At 70.3% G+C, this 19291-nt stretch carries 18 protein-coding genes; 1 reads left to right on the plus strand and 17 read right to left on the minus strand.

The genetic code is table 11. From position 1 onward, the window contains the following. Window positions 1-173: 173 nt before the first annotated feature. On the minus strand, window positions 174-1685 hold the full coding sequence (gene hflX, locus FHX33_RS08025) for a GTPase HflX (protein WP_021762551.1): 1512 nt from the start codon (window positions 1683-1685) through the stop codon (window positions 174-176). Between the two features lie 64 nt (window positions 1686-1749). Between hflX and FHX33_RS08030 the strand changes: the two genes are divergently transcribed. Then, window positions 1750-2376: a class I SAM-dependent methyltransferase gene (locus tag FHX33_RS08030; RefSeq protein WP_021762550.1), complete on the plus strand. Its 627-nt coding sequence runs from the start codon at window positions 1750-1752 to the stop codon at window positions 2374-2376. A gap of 83 nt (window positions 2377-2459) precedes the next feature. Here FHX33_RS08030 and dapF read toward each other — a convergent pair whose 3' ends face one another. The 16 genes from dapF to dapA form a co-directional block, all read right to left on the minus strand. After that, window positions 2460-3338: a diaminopimelate epimerase gene (gene dapF / locus FHX33_RS08035; RefSeq protein ID WP_179701870.1), complete on the minus strand. Its 879-nt coding sequence runs from the start codon at window positions 3336-3338 to the stop codon at window positions 2460-2462. Window positions 3339-3340: 2 nt separating this feature from the next. Further along, the gene (miaA, locus tag FHX33_RS08040; RefSeq protein ID WP_081704024.1) at window positions 3341-4258 is read right to left on the minus strand and encodes a tRNA (adenosine(37)-N6)-dimethylallyltransferase MiaA; all 918 of its coding nucleotides are present in this window, start codon (window positions 4256-4258) and stop codon (window positions 3341-3343) included. A gap of 32 nt (window positions 4259-4290) precedes the next feature. Beyond that, the gene (miaB, locus tag FHX33_RS08045; RefSeq protein WP_183428322.1) at window positions 4291-5937 is read right to left on the minus strand and encodes a tRNA (N6-isopentenyl adenosine(37)-C2)-methylthiotransferase MiaB; all 1647 of its coding nucleotides are present in this window, start codon (window positions 5935-5937) and stop codon (window positions 4291-4293) included. 43 nt (window positions 5938-5980) lie between these two features. After that, window positions 5981-6796 carry a regulatory protein RecX gene (locus FHX33_RS08050; protein ID WP_021761907.1) on the minus strand — a complete coding sequence of 272 codons (816 nt, stop codon included), beginning with the start codon at window positions 6794-6796 and terminating at the stop codon, window positions 5981-5983. Window positions 6797-6857: 61 nt separating this feature from the next. After that, on the minus strand, window positions 6858-7937 hold the full coding sequence (gene recA, locus FHX33_RS08055; RefSeq protein WP_021761910.1) for a recombinase RecA: 1080 nt from the start codon (window positions 7935-7937) through the stop codon (window positions 6858-6860). A 170-nt stretch (window positions 7938-8107) separates the two neighbouring features. After that, window positions 8108-8332 (minus strand): DUF3046 domain-containing protein, encoded by a 225-nt coding sequence (locus FHX33_RS08060; protein WP_179701867.1) that lies wholly within the window; start codon window positions 8330-8332, stop codon window positions 8108-8110. 84 nt (window positions 8333-8416) lie between these two features. Beyond that, window positions 8417-8728 carry a helix-turn-helix domain-containing protein gene (locus tag FHX33_RS08065; RefSeq protein WP_021754800.1) on the minus strand — a complete coding sequence of 104 codons (312 nt, stop codon included), beginning with the start codon at window positions 8726-8728 and terminating at the stop codon, window positions 8417-8419. A gap of 146 nt (window positions 8729-8874) precedes the next feature. Next, window positions 8875-9384: a CinA family protein gene (locus tag FHX33_RS08070; RefSeq protein ID WP_420870869.1), complete on the minus strand. Its 510-nt coding sequence runs from the start codon at window positions 9382-9384 to the stop codon at window positions 8875-8877. Further along, window positions 9371-9985, minus strand: a complete 615-nt coding sequence (gene pgsA / locus FHX33_RS08075; RefSeq protein ID WP_051337090.1) for a CDP-diacylglycerol--glycerol-3-phosphate 3-phosphatidyltransferase — start codon at window positions 9983-9985, stop codon at window positions 9371-9373. Before pgsA ends, FHX33_RS08070 begins: the two co-directional genes overlap by 14 nt. 9 nt (window positions 9986-9994) lie before the next feature. Next, window positions 9995-12820 carry an FtsK/SpoIIIE family DNA translocase gene (locus tag FHX33_RS08080; protein ID WP_183428323.1) on the minus strand — a complete coding sequence of 942 codons (2826 nt, stop codon included), beginning with the start codon at window positions 12818-12820 and terminating at the stop codon, window positions 9995-9997. Window positions 12821-12888: 68 nt separating this feature from the next. Beyond that, complete coding sequence (locus tag FHX33_RS08085; protein WP_021755051.1) at window positions 12889-13380, minus strand: GNAT family N-acetyltransferase; 492 nt, start codon at window positions 13378-13380, stop codon at window positions 12889-12891. 54 nt (window positions 13381-13434) lie between these two features. Continuing rightward, window positions 13435-14646, minus strand: a complete 1212-nt coding sequence (locus FHX33_RS08090) for an ABC transporter permease (protein WP_021755052.1) — start codon at window positions 14644-14646, stop codon at window positions 13435-13437. Beyond that, a complete protein-coding gene (locus tag FHX33_RS08095; protein WP_021755054.1) occupies window positions 14643-15338 on the minus strand; it encodes an ABC transporter ATP-binding protein in 696 nt (231 codons plus the stop codon). The genes FHX33_RS08090 and FHX33_RS08095 overlap by 4 nt, the downstream gene beginning before the upstream one ends. Continuing rightward, window positions 15335-16408: an efflux RND transporter periplasmic adaptor subunit gene (locus FHX33_RS08100; protein WP_021755056.1), complete on the minus strand. Its 1074-nt coding sequence runs from the start codon at window positions 16406-16408 to the stop codon at window positions 15335-15337. Before FHX33_RS08100 ends, FHX33_RS08095 begins: the two co-directional genes overlap by 4 nt. Before the next feature lie 79 nt (window positions 16409-16487). Next, a complete protein-coding gene (locus FHX33_RS08105; protein WP_021755058.1) occupies window positions 16488-18164 on the minus strand; it encodes a ribonuclease J in 1677 nt (558 codons plus the stop codon). Between the two features lie 70 nt (window positions 18165-18234). Next, complete coding sequence (dapA, locus tag FHX33_RS08110) at window positions 18235-19212, minus strand: 4-hydroxy-tetrahydrodipicolinate synthase (protein WP_021755060.1); 978 nt, start codon at window positions 19210-19212, stop codon at window positions 18235-18237. Window positions 19213-19291 lie beyond the last annotated feature (79 nt).

Genomic DNA, 19291 nt, shown 5'->3' on the forward strand with positions numbered 1-19291 from the left:
GGGGCAGGGTTTCACGGGCGGGTGCCGGGCTCGGCTGTCGCACCACCGAGCGGTCGTCCGCTGCGGTTGAGTGCCGAATCTAGCAACGCGAAAGGCCGGACGGAATCGCGGGTGTCATCATTCGACACACGCGCTCCGTCCGGCCTTCCTGTCGCCGGTGCGGCCTCAGGCGTTCAGACCGCGAAGGGCTCGAACACCGCCGTGTACTCCGGCATGATCTTCGCGTGCACGCGGGTGCCCTCCTCCACGTACTCCGTGGCGAGGACACGCCCGCGCTCATGCAGGGCCGAGATCAGGTCGCCCCGGTCGTATGGCACCATCAGCTCCACCTCCACCGAGAGGTCGGGCAGCAGCCGCGAGATCGCCGCGAGCACCTCGTCGATGCCCTCGCCCGTTCGCGCGGAGGCGAAGATCGCCACCGGCTCCAGACCGCGCAGCACGAGCCGCTCATCCGGTCCGATCAGGTCGGACTTGTTGAAGACCACGATCTCCGGGATGTCGCGGGCACCGACCTCGCCGATGACGTCGCGGACCGTCGCCAGCTGCGACGCGGGGTCGGGGTGGGAGCCGTCGACGACGTGCAGGATGACGTCGGAGTCGGCCACCTCCTCCAGCGTCGAGCGGAACGCCTCCACCAGCTGGTGCGGAAGGTTGCGCACGAAGCCGACCGTGTCGGCGAGCGTGTAGAGCCGGCCGTCGGCGGTCACCGAGCGGCGCACGGTCGCGTCGAGGGTCGCGAACAGCGCGTTCTCGACGAGCACGCCCGCCTTGGTCACGCGGTTCAGGAGGCTCGACTTGCCTGCGTTCGTGTAGCCGGCGATCGCGACCGACGGCACCGAGTTGCGGTTGCGGTTCGCACGCTTGGCCTCACGGGCCGGCTTGAACCCGGCGATCTGCTTGCGCAGCTTCGCCATCCGCGTGTGGATGCGTCGGCGGTCCAGCTCGATCTTCGTCTCACCGGGACCACGCGAGCCCATGCCCGCGCCGGCGCCGCCGACCTGGCCACCGGCCTGGCGCGACATCGACTCGCCCCAGCCGCGCAGGCGCGGGAGCAGGTACTCGAGCTGCGCGAGCTCGACCTGCGCCTTGCCCTCCCGGCTCTTGGCGTGCTGGCTGAAGATGTCGAGGATCACCGCGGTGCGGTCGATCACCTTCACCTTCACGACGTCCTCCAGTGCGCGCCGCTGACTGGAGGCGAGTTCCGTGTCGGCCACGACCGTGTCCGCGCCGAGGGCGGCGACGACGCTCGCGAGCTCCTCCGCCTTGCCCCGACCCAGGTAGGTGCTCGGGTCGGGATGCGGGCGGCGCTGCAGGAGACCGTCGAGCACCACGGCGCCGGCGGTCTCCGCCAGGGCGGCGAGCTCGCGCATGGAGTTCTCGGCGTCCTGCAGGCTGCCCTGCGAGTACACGCCGATCAGCACCACGTTCTCGAGCCGCAGCTGCCGGTACTCGACCTCGGTGACGTCCTCGAGCTCGGTCGAGAGGCCGCTGACGCGGCGCAGTGCCGCACGCTCCTCCCGGTCGAACTGCTCGCCGTCGTGCGAGCCGTCGGTGGTCTCCGTCGACTGCAGCGCCTGCGCCCCGGTTCCGAACAGCGTCACGCTCGCACGGTTCTTCTCGGTCGCCAGCACGCGCGCGACGACGTCGTCGGCCTCGTGTTCTTCGATATTCGTTCGTTCAGTCATCGTTCGTCCCCGTTCCGGGTCCATCCCAGTTTGTCAGTTCGGCTGCGTCCTGTACGGTCCTCTTATGGCGAGCGGAGACCACTACTTTTCCACGGCTCCCGAGAGCGAGACGAACCTGCGGCCGATCACCGTACGACTGGCCGGCCAGACGTACGAGCTGACGACCGCGAACGGCATCTTCAGCCCCGAGCGCATCGATACGGGAACGAGAGTCCTGCTCGACCATGTCCCCTCTGCGCCGCCGGGCGGTCAGTTCCTCGACCTCGGCTGCGGCTGGGGGCCCCTGGCTCTCACACTTGCTCTCGAATCCCCTCATGCGACGGTCTGGGCCGTCGACGTCAACACCCGAGCGTTGGACGTGGTGCGCTTGAACGCGCAGAAGCTCGGTCTCACCAATGTTAACCCCGTGACCCCGGATGATGTTCCCGATGACGTGATGTTCACGACGATCTGGTCGAACCCGCCCATCCGGATCGGCAAGGATGAGCTGCACAACATCCTGACGCGATGGCTGCCCCGCCTCGAGCCGGGATCCGACGCGTGGCTGGTCGTGCAGCGCAATCTCGGCAGCGACTCGCTGCAGCGCTGGATCGAGGCGACCATGCCGGAGCTCAAGACCACACGCCAGGCGATCTCCAAGGGGTACCGCGTGCTCCGCTCACACCGCCCGGCGCGCGCCGCGCAGGAGTAGCTCCGCGCGACATTCGTGCCGAATGTCGTGAATGCGCGCGCGAAACGCGACATTCGTGCCGAATGTCGGGGACGCGCGCCCGGTCAGGCGAGCTCGAGCGTGCCGGTGTAGACGAGCTCGGCCGGGCCGGAGAGGGCGACGTGCTCGCCGTCCTCGGTCGCGAACATCCGCACACCCACGGTGCCGCCCGGCACATCCACGCGCCATTGGTTCGGGGCGCCGCCGCCGGCCCAGTACCGCACCGCGAGCGCCGCGGCGGCCGCCCCCGTGCCGCACGACAGGGTCTCGCCACTGCCGCGCTCGTGGACGCGCATCCGGATGCGGCCGACACCGTCCTTGACGAGCGGGTCGTGCGGGACGACGAACTCGACGTTCGCGCCGTCCTCCGGTGCGGGCTCCAGGTGCGGGATGTACGTGAGGTCGGCGGCTTCCAGCTCGCTCTCGTCGGCGACCGCGACGACCACGTGCGGGTTGCCCATGTCGATCCCGAGACCGGGGCGGGCCACCGGGAGCTCCTTGGCCCGGACCAGCGGCTCGCCACCGTCGAGCGCCCAGCGGCCGAGGTCGACCTGGAACCCGGTGAGGTTGCGCTGCACATCGCGCACGCCCGAACGGGTGCCGATCGCGAGGGTGTCGCCGTCAGCGAGCTCCACGAGGCCGGACTCGATGAGGTACCGGGTGTAGACGCGGATGCCGTTGCCGCACATCTCGGCGGCCGAGCCGTCGGCGTTGTAGTAGTCCATGAACCACTCGGCGGCCTCGTCCTCCGCCAACGCCTCGGCTCCCTCGGGGAGGTGCTTCGACTTCACTGCGCGGATCACGCCGTCGGCGCCGACGCCGAAGTGGCGGTCGCAGATCTCGGCGATCTGCGCGGCCGTCAGCGGCAGGCTGCCGTCGGGGTCCGAGTAGAGCACGAAGTCGTTCCCCGTGCCCTGACCTTTGGTGAAGTGGAGTGTCGCCATGCTCACAGCCTAGCGAGCGCCGCGTCGGGCAGCGCCGGGTCGACGTAGTCGAGCCAGTGGAGATCGGGGTAGCGCTTGAACCAGCTCACCTGCCGGCGTGCGTAGCGTCTGGTGAGCTGCTGGGTCTGCGCGATCGCCTCGGCGCGGCTCAGTTCGCCCCGCAGTTCGGCCAGCGCCTGGGCATAGCCGATGGCGCGGCCGGCCGTGACGCCGCGTTCGATCCCGAGCGGGATGAGCGCGCGCACCTCGTCCAGGAGCCCCGCCTCCCACATCCGCTCGACCCGTGCGTCGAGCCGCGCTACGAGCTCCTCGCGGGGCGCGGCCAGCCCGAGGATGGTCACGGGACGCCACGGAGTCGGAGCCTCCGGGAGTGAGCCGCTGACGGGCTCCCCGGTCAGCTCCGCGACTTCGAGCGCCCGGACGATGCGCCGGCCGTTTGTGGAACCGATACGCGCCGCGGACTGAGGGTCCACCTCGGCGAGGCGGCGGAACAGCATCCCGGGTCCCTGCTCGGCGAGCTCGGCCTCGAGGCGGGCGCGCAATTCCGGGTCGGTTCCGGGAAAGCGGAAGTCGAAGATCACGCTGGAGACGTACAGGCCCGAACCGCCCACCAGGATGGGCACTGCACCGCGGCTCCGGATCGCCTCGATGGCGGCGCGTGCCTCCGGCTGGTAGCGGGCGACCGTCGCCTCTTCGGTGACATCGAGCACGTCGAAGAGGTGGTGCGGGACTCCGCGCCACTCGGCGGGCGGGATCTTCGCCGTGCCGATGTCCATGCCGCGGTAGAGCTGCATCGCGTCCGCGTTGACGACCTCCGCCGCCTGGCCGCTGTCGCGCAGGCGCTCGGCGAGGGCAAGCGACAGGTCCGTCTTGCCGGTGCCGGTCGGCCCGACGATAGCGACGATTCCTGGTGCGTCGATGTCGTGGGCGTCGGTGCCCGGGACGTGGGCGCTCAGCGCTGTCCGTCCGTCGGGTCGTAGATCGGCATCGTCCCGACGCCCGGCGAGGTCAGCGGCTCGCGGTTGCGGAGCGTCGGGAGACCGAGCGAGACCGGGCCGGCTCCCCCGGCGGCGGCACCGGAGCCGTGAGCGGGCACGGCGCACGACTCGGCCTCGGCACGATCCCACGCGTCGCCGGCCTGGGTGCGGCGGACGCGCAGCGGCGTCGCCGGGTCGGCGTCGGCGATGAGGTAGTGCGGGGCCGCCTGGGTGACGCGCACGGTGACGATATCGCCGGGACGCGGTGCCTCCGCGCCCTCGGGCAGCTCGAAGTGCACGAGGCGGCTGTCGCGGGCACGCCCGCTCAGACGGCGGGTGTCGGCGTCCTTGCGGCCCTCGCCGTTGGCGACGAGCAGCTCGACCTCGCGGCCGACCAACTTCTGGTTCTCCTCCAGGGAGATCCGCTCCTGCAGCGCGATGAGGCGGTCGTAGCGCTCCTGCACGACCTCCTTCGGGACCTGGTCCTCCATCGTCGCGGCGGGCGTGCCCGGCCGGATGGAGTACTGGAAGGTGAAGGCCGACGCGAAGCGGGCCGCCTCGACCACGCGCATCGTCTCGAGGAAGTCCTCCTCGGTCTCCCCGGGGAAGCCGACGATGATGTCGGTGCTGATCGCGGCGTCCGGCAGCTTGGCGCGGACACGGTCGAGGATGCCGAGGAACTTCGAGGAGCGGTACGACCGGCGCATGCTGCGGAGGATGCGGTCCGAGCCGGACTGCAGGGGCATGTGGAGTTGCGGCATCACGTTCGGGGTCTCAGCCATCGCGTCGATGACGTCGTCGGTGAATGCGGCCGGGTGCGGGCTGGTGAAGCGGATGCGCTCCAGGCCGCGGATCTCGCCGGCCGCGCGAAGCAGCTTGCTGAACGCCTGACGGTCGCCGAACTCGACACCGTAGGAGTTGACGTTCTGGCCGAGGAGCGTGACCTCGATCGCGCCGTCGTCGACGAGCGCCTGGATCTCCGCGAGGATGTCACCGGGCCGGCGGTCCTTCTCCTTGCCGCGCAGTGACGGCACGATGCAGAACGTGCAGGTGTTGTTGCAGCCGACGGAGATCGAGACCCAGCCCGAGTAGGACGAGTCGCGCTTGGTCGGAAGCGTGGAGGGGAAGGTCTCCAGCGCTTCGAGGATCTCGATCTCGGCGGCGTCGTTGTGACGCGCGCGCTCGAGCAGGCTGGGCAGCGCACCCATGTTGTGGGTGCCGAAGACGACGTCGACCCAGGGCGCCTTCTCGAGGATGACGTTCTTGTCCTTCTGGGCCAGGCAGCCGCCGACGGCGATCTGCATCCCCTCGTGGCGGCGCTTGACCCCGGCGAGGTGGCCGAGGTTGCCGTAGAGCTTGTTGTCCGCGTTCTCGCGCACAGCGCAGGTGTTGATGACGACGACGTCGGCCTCCTCGCCGTCGGCGGGGACGTACCCGGCCGCCTCGAGGGAGCCGCTCAGGCGCTCCGAGTCGTGGACGTTCATCTGGCAGCCGAAGGTGCGGACCTCGTAGGTCCGGGCGCGTCCGTCGGTGCTGAGGGCCGCGTCCGAGGGCTGGATGATGCTGCGCTTCTCGAGGACGCTGCGCAGTTCGAGGTCGGTGCGCTGTTCGGTGATGCTCATGATGCCGACAATTCTACGTTCGCCCCGGCGCGGATCCGAACGGCTACTGGAAGCGCACGCCACCGCGGCGGCGCGACGCGAAGGCGGCGTCCATCGCCTGCCGCACGATGCTGGAGCTGTAGCCCTTGCGCGCGAGGAATCCGTGCAGCCGGCGTCGTGCGGTCTCCTCGTCGTACGACGACAGCTGCCCGATCCGCTTGACGGCCAGCTCGGTGGCGCGCTCCAACTCGTCCTCGTCCGCGATGTCGGCCAGTGCGATCTCGATCAGCTCGGGATCGATGTGGCGGCGCTTGAGATCCTGCTCGATCGACGATCGGCCCAACCCTTTGCGGCTGTGCTGCGTGAACGCCAGGCTGACGGCGAGCGACGCGTCGTCGATCACGCCGAGGGTCTCGAGGCGGTCGAGCTCGGGACCGAACACCTCGGGCTCGATCTCGCGCTTGAGCAGCACCTGTTCCAGCTCCCAGCGCGACATACCCCGACGAGCGAGCTGACGGATGGTGACGGCCGACACCTTCTTGCTCTGGCGGTCCGCCTCGTCGTCCTCCGGCTCGGGCGGAAGGGCACGGGCCTCGGACTGCGATGTCGCGGGGCGGCCATCGTCGCCCCAGGTGTTGTTCCAGCGTGTGGAGCCGGGAAGCTCGACGATTTCTCCCGCGGGCTCGGGCCCCGCGGTCGTGCTCGCACGCCCGGTCCCGGCCGGATGCCGTGGACTCCGCTCGCCGCCGTCTCGCGGTGCAGTCGGGCGCCGGAGCGGCGTCACCGGGGCGAGGTGCTCTCCCCCGGTGACACCGCCTTCGTCCGAGCGGGCATCGCCGTGCTCGCCCCCGGAGGGATCGGACGGGAACCTCACGACCATGCAGATCTCCTCGTGCGACGAACGGATGGACGGTCGACGGGCATCAGGCCCGCGCCCCGGGTCAGGCGCCCTTGCGTGCGCGCAGCTTCTCCTCGATCGAGCCCACCTCGGCCTCTGCCTCTGGCACGGCCACAGGGTTCGGGTCGGGGATGATGCCGAGCTTGATCTTGATCTTGTTCTCGATCTCGGCCGCGATGTCGGCGTTGGTGATCAGGAAGTTGCGCGAGTTCTCCTTGCCCTGGCCGAGCTGGTCGCCCTCGTAGGTGTACCAGGCACCCGACTTCTTGACGATGCCGTGCTCGACGCCGAAGTCGATCAGGCTGCCCTCACGGGAGATGCCGACACCGTAGAGGATGTCGAACTCGGCCTGCTTGAAGGGCGGAGCCATCTTGTTCTTGACGACCTTGACGCGGGTGCGGTTGCCGACCGCTTCGGTGCCGTCCTTCAGCGTCTCGATGCGGCGGATGTCCAGACGCACCGACGCGTAGAACTTGAGCGCCTTACCACCGGCGGTGGTCTCGGGGCTGCCGAAAAAGACACCGATCTTCTCGCGGAGCTGGTTGATGAAGATCATCGTGGTGTTGGTCTGGTTGAGTCCACCGGTGAGCTTGCGGAGCGCCTGCGACATGAGGCGGGCCTGCAGGCCGACGTGCGAGTCGCCCATCTCGCCCTCGATCTCGGCGCGGGGCACGAGCGCCGCGACGGAGTCGATGACGATGAGGTCGATGGAGCCGGACCGCACGAGCATGTCGGCGATCTCGAGCGCCTGCTCACCCGTGTCGGGCTGGGAGACCAGCAGGGCGTCGATGTCGACGCCGAGCTTGCGGGCGTACTCCGGGTCGAGCGCGTGCTCGGCGTCGATGAAGGCCGCGATTCCACCGGCGCGCTGCGCGTTGGCGATGGCGTGGAGGGTCAGAGTCGTCTTACCCGAGGACTCCGGACCGTAGATCTCGACGATGCGGCCGCGCGGGAGTCCGCCGATGCCGAGCGCGACGTCCAGCGCGATCGAGCCGGTCGGGACGACCTCCACCGGAGCGCGCTCGTCGCTGCCCAGTCGCATGACCGAGCCTTTTCCGAACTGACGGTCGATCTGCGCGAGTGCGGTCTCGAGCGCCTTCTCGCGGTCTGCGGGTGATGGCATGTGCGGTTCTCCTTCTTACGCTTCGCTGACGAGTTCGACTGTACGAGGAACGTCCGACACAGGGCCGTCGTCCGGCAGATCGGTGGACAACTCGTTTTCGATTGCGGTTGTGAAGCGAGTCTAGCCACATCCGAACATATCTTCGAGTCGTTCGAATCGGCGTGTCGGCGTCAGTTCTTCGGAGCGGGACGCCCTGCGCCGTGCCAGTGCGACGCGGGGACCCCGGCCTCGCGGCAGAGCGCGAACCAGACGTCGCGCGGGGCCGCGCCGGCGTCGAGCGCCTGCTGCGCCGTCCGGCCGCCGAGCTCACCGAGCACGAGATCGGCCAAGAGTGCCTGGCCGTAGCCGCGGCCGAACTCGTCGACGACGGCGCGCTGGAATTCGCTGAGCTTCATAGATCCATTCTCACGGGTCGGACATGACGAAGGACGCCCCGCTCACGCGGGGCGTCCTCGAGTCTTGATGGGATGTCGGCGGTGTCAGCGCGAGACCAGCGGCGCTTCCATGGCGGTGACGAACTCGTCGGGGACGGTGTCGGGGATGACCGGCTCGAGACCCTCGAGCACCGCGATGCGGTCTCCGACCTCGCGCATGATGACGGACACCGGGGTGTCCAGAGCGTCGGCGACCGAAGCGAGGATCTCGCTCGACGCCTCCTTCTGTCCGCGCTCGACCTCGCTGAGATAACCGAGGGCGACGCTCGCCTTACTGGCGACCTGCCGCAACGTGCGGCCCTTCTGCAGGCGGAAGTCCCTGAGCACGTCGCCGATTTCCTGACGTACAAGAATCATTCGGAGCCTCCTTCTCTACCCTGCCGACCGATCGATCGGGATGCAACTGTACCGCATCCGTGATGTTCACGATATCGGCGACGACTGGGCTTTTCTTGTGAATGCAGCAGATGTAACGAGACCGAAACAGTCCGTATTCCCGGGCCTCAGGCGCCGGTCTCGGCGACCAGTTCGGCGATCGCCCGTTCGACGGTGGCGCGCCGGATCTCGGCCCGGTCGCCCTCCAGTGCGAGCTCGACCACGCGCGTCCCGGTCGAGGTCGCGATGCCGAGGTAGACGGTGCCGACGGCTCGGCCGCCCTGCGGGTCGGGTCCGGCGACGCCCGTCGTGGCGACGCCGATGTCGACGGCGCGCGCGTTGACGGCGAGACGGGCGCGGACGCCTTCGGCGAGCTGGGCGGCGACGCGGGGGTGCACCGGACCCTCCGCGTCGAGCAGGGCCGCATCCACGCCGAGGAGGGTGTGCTTGAGCTGGGTCGCGTAGACGACCGCTCCCCCGACCACGACGGCGGACGCCCCGGGCACCCGGGTCAGCTCGGCCGTCAGCTCTCCGCCCGTCAGCGACTCGGCGGCGGCGATCGTGCGTCCGGTCTCGCGCAGGCGGGCGATCAGCCGCGCGGTGGGATCGCCGGCGCGACCGGCGTCAGGCAGCGGCACGCTTGGCCCGGTGGCCCTTCCAGGCCTGCCAGAGGTAGTCGAACCCGGTGACGACCGTCAGGATCACCGCGGCGGTCATGAAGATGCCGTTGACCCAGTAGACCCAGTCGCCCAGCACCGTCCAGAACGGGAAGAGCGCGAGCGAGATCGCGATCGACTGCACGATCGTCTTGATCTTGCCGCCGCGGGAGGCGGCGATGACGCCCTGCCGGATCACGACGAAGCGGTAGAGCGTGATGCCGACCTCGCGGACCAGGATGACGATCGTGACCCACCACGGCAGCTCGCCGAGGATGGAGAGGGCGATGAGGGCGCCGCCCGTCAGCACCTTGTCGGCGATCGGATCGAGCAGCTTGCCGAGGTCGGTGACGAGGTTGTTGCGCCGGGCGATGGCGCCGTCGACGCCGTCGGTCGCGATCGCGAGGACGAACAGCACGGCCGCCGCCCAGCGCAGCCAGCCGTCGGCGCCGGCGTCGGCCAGCAGCATCCACACGAACAGCGGGGCGAGCAGGATGCGCACCACCGTGATCACGTTGGGCACGTTCCAGTTGCTGGGCCGCGGGACCGGGGCTCCCGCCAGCGGGGGTGTCTCGGACGCCATCGCGCTCATCTACTCCCTGCCGGTCAGTTGCCAGGCGTCCTCGCCGGAGTCGCCGTCCACCTCAGGATAGCCCTCGGTCATCGCGGCGACCGGGTCGGATCCGTAGCGGTCGTCGTCCGCAGCGCCGCCCGACGGCGCGGCGACCGTCGTGGACGGGGATGCCTCCGCCGCGGGCGCGGCCGGTCGCGCTGCCGGCTCCTCACCGCGCAGCCGCCCCATGACGTCCGCCAGCTGCTCGACCGTGACGAGCACGTCCCTGGCCTTCGACCCCTCGGAGGGGCCGACGATCTCGCGGGACTCGAGCAGGTCCATGAGCCGGCCCGCCTTCGCGAACCCGACGCGCAGCTTGCGCTGGAGCATGGAGGTGGAGCCGAATTGCGACGAGACGACCAGCTCGGCGGCCGCGAGCAGCAGCTCCAGGTCGTCGCCGATGTCGGAGTCGATCTGCTTCTTCTCGGCGCCGACCGTGACGTCCTGCCGGTACTCGGGACGCGCCTGCCGGGTGACGTGCTCGACGACCTTCTGGATCTCGTCCTCGTTGACCCACGCGCCCTGCACGCGGATCGCCTTCGAGGCGCCCATCGGCAGGAACAGGCCGTCGCCCTGGCCGATCAGCTTGTCGGCGCCGGGCTGGTCGAGGATGACGCGCGAGTCCGTGACGCTCGTCACCGCGAACGCGAGCCGCGACGGCACGTTGGCCTTGATCAGGCCGGTCACGACGTCGACGGACGGGCGCTGCGTCGCGAGCACCAGGTGGATGCCGGAGGCGCGGGCGAGCTGGGTGATGCGCACGATCGAGTCCTCGACGTCGCGCGGGGCGACCATCATCAGGTCGGCGAGCTCGTCGACCACGACCAGGAGGTACGGGTACGGCTTGAGCTTGCGCTCGCTGCCGGCGGGCAGGACGATCTCGTCGTTGATGACGGCCTTGTTGAAGTCGTCGATGTGGCGGAAGCCGAAGCTGGCCAGATCGTCGTAGCGCATGTCCATCTCTTTGACGACCCACTGCAGCGCCTCGGCGGCCTTCTTGGGGTTCGTGATGATGGGCGTGATCAGGTGCGGGACGCCGCCGTAGATGGTGAGCTCCACGCGCTTCGGGTCGATCAGCACCATGCGCACCTCGGAGGGCTGCGCCCGCATCAGGAGGCTGGTGATCATCGAGTTGACGAAGCTCGACTTGCCCGAGCCGGTCGAGCCGGCGACGAGCAGGTGGGGCATCTTGGCCAGGTTGGCGACGACGTAGCCGCCGCCGACGTCCTTGCCGACGCCGATGGTCATCGGGTGGACGCTCTTGGTCGCGGCCGGCGACCGCAGCACGTCGCCGAGCGACACGATCTCGCGGTCGGAGTTCGGGATCTCGACGCCGATCGCGCTCTTGCCCGGGATCGGGGACAGGATGCGGACCTCGTTGCTGGCGACGGCGTACGAGAGGTTCTTGCTGAGGGCGGTGACCCGCTCCACTTTGACGCCCGGGCCGAGCTCGATCTCGTACTGCGTGACCGTCGGGCCGCGCGAGTAGCCGGTGACCTTGGCGTCGACGCCGAACTGGGTGAGCACCTCGGTGATCGCGGCGACGATCTCCTCGTTGGCGTTCGAGCGCACCTTGGCAGGCGTGCCCGCGGAGAGCATGGAGGCCGACGGGAGGTGGTAGGGCGCGGCGGGCTGTCCGTCGGACGGCAGCGCGGTGGTGTCGTCGAAGTCGTCGGCCGTTCCCGCTTGGAAGCCGGGCAGGACGGCGGGGGCCGTCGGGACCGCGGTGGCCGCTGCGGCGACCGCGGTGGCGGGCACCTCGCCGGTGAACCGCTTGAGGGCGTCCTCCGCGAGGGCGAGCTCGCCGAGCACCTCGGTGTTGTAGTGGTCGCTGGAGGGGTCGGGCTCGAGCGGGGTGGCGAACTCGCCCTTGCCCCGCTTGGGCTCGCCGAAGACCTCGGTGAGGCTGTCGCGCGCGGCGGGGCCGTCGTAGTCCGGGTCCTCCTCGCGCTGGGACTTGTTGCGGCGCCACCAGGGGAGGTTGCCCTCGGGCTCCGGCTCGTCGTCGTCGACGCCGTCGAGCGGGACCTGCTTGGTCTTCGCCTCCTTGGCGGCCTCGCGGGCCTCCTGACGCTCCTCGTCGGTCGGCAGCTGGGCGCCGAAGAGGTAGGCGTACAGCTCGCGCATGCGGGAAGGGAGCTTGTTCGGCGGGGTCTTGGTGATGATGAAGAGGCTCAGCAGCAGGAGCAGGATGATCACGGCGCCTGCGCCGTACGGCGTGATGAGCATCGACAGCGGCGCCGCGATCAGCCACCCGAGCACGCCCCCGGCCTGAGCGAGCGCGGCGGTGCCGTCGGTCGGCGTCGGGTGGTGACTGAACAGGTGGCAGAGCCCCGACACCATCAGGAGCAGGATGCCGACCCCGATCCCGATGCGGGTGTTGTCGTGCACCGAACTCGGGTGCCGGAAGAGCCACGCGGCGAACATGACCATGACCACCGGCAGGGCGAAGGCCACGCGGCCGAAGAGCATGCCGAAAGTCCACGAGTCGAGCGTGCGGGCGACCTGGTCGTTGATCAGGAACCACTCGATCACGGCGCCCGCGACCGCGAGGAGGACGAGGAAGAAGGGGAAGCCGTCGCGGCGCTCCTCCTTGCTCAGCTTCTCGGGGCCCAGCGCGCGGAAGGCGCCACCGGTGAGGTGGGCGAGGCCCATCCAGGCGCGCACGAGGGGGCTCGGCGCCGCATCGGCGGCCGGGTAGGCCACCGTCTTCTGGGCGGCGGTCTTCGACGCCGGCTTGCGCGCGCTCGAGCCGCCGCGGCCGGAACCGCCGGAGCGCGCGTTCGACTTGGTGCTCGTAGCCATGGGGTCAACGGTACTTCGCACCCGCGACAGGCCGCGGATACCGCGCCTGGAAAGCCGAAATCGGGCGGCTACCGCAAAGACCGCACCATGATGTCCGCGCGGTCGTCGGAGGCCACGGTGACGTACCCCTCGCTCACGTAGAGCCGCTGCGCGAAGTTCGAGCGTTCGACGCTGAGGCTGAGCCGCGCGACGCCGCTCGCGGCCCCGCGCCGCCCGACCTCCTTCAGGAGCGCCCGGCCGACGCCGCGTGCGCGCCACTGCGGGTTCACGCCGAGAGTGAGCTCCGGGACGCCGGGCGCGACGAATCCGGTACCCGGAGCATCGGCCGGGAAGAGGCGGGCCCAGCAGGCGCCCACCGGCGACCCGCGGAGGTCCTCCGCGACGCAGCCGAAGTCGCCGGGACGCATCCAGCCCGCGATGTACCGGGAGACGACCGGATCTTCCAGGACGGTGACGCGCGGGCGCATCCGCACCGCGTTCCAGTTCACGGCCTCGACGAGCATGTCGGCGATGGTCCGTGCGTCTTCGCCCACGGCCGGGCGGATGCGGTACCCGCTCATGGGGGAACGCTACTCGCACCCGTGTTACACGCAGGTTACGGCTGCGCCGCCGCCTCAGTAGCGGATCGCGTCGATGACCTTCACCCGCACCGCGACGAGAGCGGGCAGCAGGCCGGCGATCGCACCGACGGCCGTCGCGGCGACCAGGCCGAGCACAGCCGCCTCGGCCGGGAACGGCGGCGGATCCGCCACCATCCCGCGCCCGACCAGCTCTTCGACCCACGGGCTCTTCACGATCAGGATGGCCAGTGCGACACCGGCGGCCCCGGCGACGCTGGTCGCGACGACGCTCTCCATCAGCACGGCGAAGAAGACGCGCGCGCTGGTCGCGCCGACGCTGCGCCGGATGCCGATCTCGCGGATCCGGCCGCGGACGGTGACCATCGCGATGTTGACGAGGCCGAGCGCGCCGAGCAGGAGGATCAGCCCGGCGATGCCGCCGACCAGCAGCTTGAGGAAGAGCAGCGGATCCTCGGACTGGTACGCCTGGTAGTCCGACCGGCTGACGCTCACGGCTCCCGTGCCGAGCGCACGATCGAACTCGGCGGTGATCGCCGCCACCATCGCGTCGCCGGTCTCCGGCGGCACCCACGCCTCCAGCGTGGGCGAGCCGTACATCTCGGGGTCGGACGCGAGGAGCGCAGGAGCGCCCGCGCCGAGGACCATCGCCATGGGCTGATCGCTCGACTCCGGCGTGCGGATCACCCCGACGACCACCGCAGTGACCTTCTGCTCTCCGCGGAGCACCGTCGCCGTGGGATGCGCGTCAAGGGACGGGCTTCCGAGCCGGGCCCAGAAGTCCTCGTTCACGACGATCGACGGGGCCAGGTTCGCCGCATCCGCGTCGGTGAACCAACGTCCCTGCTTCATCACGGTGCGATGCATCTGCGCGTACGGCTGGTCGACCGCCTGTGCAGGGACATCCATCGCGCCCATCCGGAACTGCACGCGCGCGTTGCCGCTCTGCACCTCGGACGTGTACCGGATGCCGTGCCGCTCGACGATCTGCGCCCAGACCGCATCGCGCCGGTCGGCACTGACCGTCGTCTCGCCCGGGTAGACCGAGATCAGCGCCGGACGACCGCCGTAGCGCTCGTTGTTCTCGCGGAGCGACTGCTCGGCGATGTTCGCGAGCCCGACGACCGAGCTCAGCGCGCAGACCGCGACACCCACGCCGATGAGCGACAGGAGCACGCGGGTGCGATGGATGCGCAGTTCCTGCCAGGCCTCGAGGATCGCGCCCCAGACCGCCTCCACGGCCCTCACGCCGCGACCTCCGCGGTGCTGTGCAGCCGACCGGCGTCGAGGCGGTAGCGCGTCGCCGACCGCGCGGCGACGGCAGGATCGTGCGTGATGACGACGAGCGCCGCGTCGTTCTCGGCGGCGACCTCCTCGAGCAGATCGATCACCGCCGCTCCGGTCTCGACGTCGAGGGCGCCGGTCGGCTCGTCGGCGAGGATCAGCCGCGGTGTCCGGACGAGGGCACGGGCGATCGCGACCCGCTGTTGCTCGCCGCCGGAGAGCACCTCCGGCCGGGCGTCGAACCGATGCCCGAGACCGACGCGGTCGAGCATCCCGGCCGCGATCTCCCGCCGGCGCCAGAACTGCCGCCCGGTGGCGTAGAGCAGCGGGGTCACGACGTTCTCCAGCGCGGTGCGCCCCGAGAGGAGGTTGAACTGCTGGAAGACGAAGCCGACGGCCGCTCCACGCAGCCGATCGCGGGCGCCGCCGCCCAGCCGCTGGACCGGGGTGCCGTCGAAGAAGAACTCACCGCTGCTCGGGGAGTCGAGCAGCCCGAGCATGTTGAGGAGGGTCGACTTGCCCGAACCCGAGCGCCCGACCACCGACACCCGCTCCCCCGCGCCGACGTCGAGATCGACGCCGTGCAGGATCGTGAGCGGCTCGGCGTCGGGGATGCGGACGGTCTTCGTGACGCCCTCGAGTCGCAGCAGGCTCACGACGCCGCGGTCCCGGAGCAGATCATGCCGCCGCCCGGCCCCTGCACACAGCCGTCGCCGGTCGGTGCGGGTGCGCCGGGCACGAACTCCAGGATGGTGTCGCCCTCGGCCAGGCCGCCCGTGATCTGGACGGAGGTACCGTCGGTGAGGCCGAGCGTGACCGGGACCTCCTTCGGGCCGCCGCCCTTCTCGTCCGGGACGAACACGATGCCCTTCTCGGCCGACCCCTTCACCGCGGTGGTGGGGACGGTGAGCACGCCCTCCGCCTTCCCCGCCGAGATCGTGATGTCGGCCGACAGCCCCGCGAACACGGTGACGTCGCCCGGGACGGCGCAGCGGACGGTGGTCGTCGAGGAGGAGCCCGAACCGGAGGCGCCGGAAGCCGCTCCGCCACCGGGGGCCGCCCCGGACGGCGCCTCGGACGCGGTCGCCGGCGGCGTCGTGATGGAGAGCGCCGTGCACGTGAACGGTGCGGGGCCGCCCTTCACCGTCACCGACGCCGAGTCCGGACGGTTCACGAGCCGGTACTGCTGCTCCGGAGGGAGGGAGGCCGTGGCCGAGAACGTCGGAGGCGCGACGGCGCCGACCGTGTCGCCGATCGCCACGGCTTGCCCGCTCAGCACGGGCAGCTGGCTCACGGTGCCCGCGATCGGCGCGGTGACGGCCGAGTACGTCACGAGCGGCTTGCGCTCGGTGACCGTCTCCGCCCCGTCGGGCCCGGTGGTGACCACCGGGTCGCGCGGCGTCTCGATCTTCACGTCGAACAGCACGTCGCCGGCCTCCACGTGCGTGCCGACCGCCGTCTGCACCTCGTTGACCGTGCCGGCCGCGGTCGCCCGCGCCGGGACCGCGTCGTCGGCGACGATCGACCCCGTGACCCGCACGTCGTTCACGATCGTGCCGGTCGCCACCGCGGAGACGGGATCGCTCAGCTCCCCCGTCGGGACGGCCGGATCGGCCGCCGTCGCCTCGCCGCTCGGGAAGAACGCGAGCTTCACGAGTGCGACGGCGATCGCCGCCAGCACGACGATTCTGAGGACCGGGAACACCCAGCGCCGCATGACCCCCATCTACTGCTTCCTTTCGTGTGCCGGGCCCCCCGCCCGGGTACTGCTCAGTGCGCGATCGCGCCTTCGGTCACGCCTTCGGTCACGCCTCGATGACGAGCGGGACGATCATCGGTCGGCGGCGGTAGCTGGTGTTGACCCAGCGCCCGACCGTGCGGCGCACGACCTGCGAGAGGGCGTGCGAGTCACGCACGCCGTTCTGCGCGGCCTCCGCGAGCGCGGCGGCGATCTTCGGCTTCACCGTGTCGAAGACGGCGTCGTCCTCCGCGAATCCGCGGGCGTGGATCTCCGGGCCGGTGACGATGCGGCCGGTCGCCGCCTCGACCACGACGATGATGGAGATGAACCCCTCCTCGCCGAGGATGCGACGGTCCTTGAGGTCCGCGTCCGTGATCTCGCCCACGCTCGACCCGTCCACGTAGACGAAGCCGAGGTCGAGCTGGCCGACCACGCGGGCGAGTCCGTCGCGCAGGTCGACGACGGTGCCGTCCTCCGCGAGGATCGTGTTCTTCTCGGGCACGCCGGTGTCCATCGCGAGCTTCGCGTTGGCGACGAGGTGGCGGTACTCGCCGTGCACCGGCATCACGTTGCGCGGCTTGAGGATGTTGTAGCAGTAGAGCAGCTCGCCGGCGGCCGCGTGGCCCGAGACGTGCACCTTCGCGTTGCCCTTGTGGACGACGTTGGCGCCGAGCTTCGTGAGGCCGTCGATGACGCGGTAGACGGCGTTCTCGTTGCCCGGGATGAGGCTGGAGGCCAGGATGACGGTGTCACCCGGTCCGACCTCGATCTGGTGGTCCATGTTCGCCATGCGGGCGAGGACGGCCATCGGCTCGCCCTGCGAACCCGTCGACATGTAGACGATCTTGTCGTCCGGGAGGTCGGACGCCTTCTTGTAGTCGATCAGCACGCCCTCCGGCACCTTGAGGTACCCGAGCTCGGCGGCGATGGTCATGTTGCGCACCATCGAGCGGCCGAGGAGCGCGACCCGGCGGCCGTTCGCGTGGGCGGCGTCCAGCACCTGCTGCACGCGGTGCACGTGGCTCGAGAAGCTCGCGACGATGACGCGACGCGGGGCGCGGGCGATGACGTTGTCGAGCACCGGGCCGATCGAGCGCTCGAGCGGGGTGAAACCGGGGACGTCCGCGTTGGTGGAGTCGGCCATGAAGAGGTCGACGCCCTGCTCGCCGAGACGGGCGAACGCGCGCAGATCGGTGATCCGGTCGTCGAGCGGGAGCTGGTCCATCTTGAAGTCGCCGGTGTGGAGCACGACGCCCGCCGGGGTCTTGATCGCGACCGCGAGCGCGTCCGGGATGGAGTGGTTGACGGCCACGAACTCCAGGTCGAACGGCCCGAGCTGCTCGTGCTGCCCCTCCTTGACCGAGAGCGTGTACGGCTGGATGCGGTGCTCCTTGAGCTTCGCCTCCACCAGCGCCAGGGTGAGGCCGGAGCCGATCAGCGGGATGTCGGCCCGCAGCTTGAGCAGGTACGGGACGGCGCCGATGTGGTCCTCGTGGCCGTGCGTGAGCACGACGCCGAGCACGTCGTCGAGGCGGTCGCGGACCGGGGCGAAGTCCGGCAGGATCAGGTCGACGCCGGGCTGGTTCTCCTCGGGGAACAGCACGCCGCAGTCGACGATGAGGAGCTTGCCCTCGTACTCGAAGACGGTCATGTTGCGGCCGATCTCGCCGAGACCGCCCGTCGGGATGATGCGGAGCGTTCCGGGTTCGAGTGCGGGCGGTGCGGTGACGAGGTTGGGCATATGCCCTCCTAAAGGTGTTGCGAATGAGTCGGGGGCGCGTCGCGCCCGGGCCGTTTGGTGACGGCGGCCCCTACCGCGTTGTCCCGGCGATCCTGGGGAGCGCTCCACCGGCGGCCGCGTTGCGGTCCGGCCGGAAGTTGGAGAAGTCCACACCGGGGATGTCCTTGACGAGGTCGAGCTCGTCCTCGATCTGAGCGGCCTCCCACTCCTCCGGGCCGACGAGCGGCAGCCGGACGCGGGGGCTGGAGATGCGGCCGAGGCCGTGGAGGATGTACTTGGCCGCCACGGTGCCGGGCACGTGGGTCATGACGGCGCGCACCAGCGGTTCGAGCTTCTTGTGCGCCGCGGTGGCCGTGGCGAGGTCGCCGGCGTTCACGGCATCGACGATCTGGCGGTACGGCGTCGGGGCGATGTTCGCCGTGACGCCGATCAGGCCGCTGGCGCCGATCGCGAGGTGCGGGAGCACGTTCGCGTCGTCGCCCGAGAAGTAGAGCAGGTCGGTCTGGTTGAGCACACGGCTGACCTCGCTGAAGTCGCCCTTCGCGTCCTTGATCGCGAGCACGTTCGGGTGCTTGGCGATGCGCAGGATGGTTTCGTACTTGATCGGCACGCCGGTGCGGCCCGGGATGTCGTAGAGGATGACCGGCAGGTCGGTCGAGTCCGCGATCATCCGGAAGTGCGTGAGGATGCCGGCCTGCGTCGGCTTGTTGTAGTACGGGGTGACGACCATGACGCCGTCGGCCCCGGCCTTCTCGCTCTGCCGGTAGAGCTGGATGGCGTGCGCCGTCTCGTTCGACCCGCCGCCGGTGATGATCTTGGCGCGGCCGGCCGAGACGGACTTGCCGACCTCGACGAGCCGCAGCTTCTCGGGGTCGGTGAGGGTGGAGGTCTCCCCCGTGGTCCCGGTGACGACGATCCCGTCCGCCCCCGCGGTGATGACGTCGTCGATGTGCTTCTCCACGCCGGCCCAGTCGACTTCGCCATCGGCGGTGAACGGGGTGACCAGGGCGACGAGCACCTGGCCGAACGGGTTCGCAGAGGAAGACATGGCACCAGGTTATCGGGTCGCGCCCGGCCGGCGCTTCCCCGGGCAGCCCGTCATCTTCCGACACAAACCCTGCGGCCCG

The organism is Leifsonia aquatica (assembly GCF_014190775.1).
Taxonomy (GTDB): Bacteria; Actinomycetota; Actinomycetes; order Actinomycetales; family Microbacteriaceae; genus Leifsonia; species Leifsonia aquatica.

Bases quoted from the DNA above. Each gene is read 5' to 3' on its own strand.
- hflX (WP_021762551.1), bottom strand. From the start codon at position 1,685: ATGACTGAACGAACGAATATCGAAGAACACGAGGCCGACGACGTCGTC.
- FHX33_RS08030 (WP_021762550.1), top strand. From the start codon at position 1,750: ATGGCGAGCGGAGACCACTACTTTTCCACGGCTCCCGAGAGCGAGACG.
- dapF (WP_179701870.1), bottom strand. From the start codon at position 3,338: ATGGCGACACTCCACTTCACCAAAGGTCAGGGCACGGGGAACGACTTC.
- miaB (WP_183428322.1), bottom strand. From the start codon at position 5,937: ATGAGCATCACCGAACAGCGCACCGACCTCGAACTGCGCAGCGTCCTC.
- FHX33_RS08050 (WP_021761907.1), bottom strand. From the start codon at position 6,796: ATGGTCGTGAGGTTCCCGTCCGATCCCTCCGGGGGCGAGCACGGCGAT.
- recA (WP_021761910.1), bottom strand. From the start codon at position 7,937: ATGCCATCACCCGCAGACCGCGAGAAGGCGCTCGAGACCGCACTCGCG.
- FHX33_RS08060 (WP_179701867.1), bottom strand. From the start codon at position 8,332: ATGAAGCTCAGCGAATTCCAGCGCGCCGTCGTCGACGAGTTCGGCCGC.
- FHX33_RS08065 (WP_021754800.1), bottom strand. From the start codon at position 8,728: ATGATTCTTGTACGTCAGGAAATCGGCGACGTGCTCAGGGACTTCCGC.
- pgsA (WP_051337090.1), bottom strand. From the start codon at position 9,985: ATGGCGTCCGAGACACCCCCGCTGGCGGGAGCCCCGGTCCCGCGGCCC.
- FHX33_RS08080 (WP_183428323.1), bottom strand. From the start codon at position 12,820: ATGGCTACGAGCACCAAGTCGAACGCGCGCTCCGGCGGTTCCGGCCGC.
- FHX33_RS08085 (WP_021755051.1), bottom strand. From the start codon at position 13,380: ATGAGCGGGTACCGCATCCGCCCGGCCGTGGGCGAAGACGCACGGACC.
- FHX33_RS08100 (WP_021755056.1), bottom strand. From the start codon at position 16,408: ATGGGGGTCATGCGGCGCTGGGTGTTCCCGGTCCTCAGAATCGTCGTG.
- FHX33_RS08105 (WP_021755058.1), bottom strand. From the start codon at position 18,164: ATGCCCAACCTCGTCACCGCACCGCCCGCACTCGAACCCGGAACGCTC.
- dapA (WP_021755060.1), bottom strand. From the start codon at position 19,212: ATGTCTTCCTCTGCGAACCCGTTCGGCCAGGTGCTCGTCGCCCTGGTC.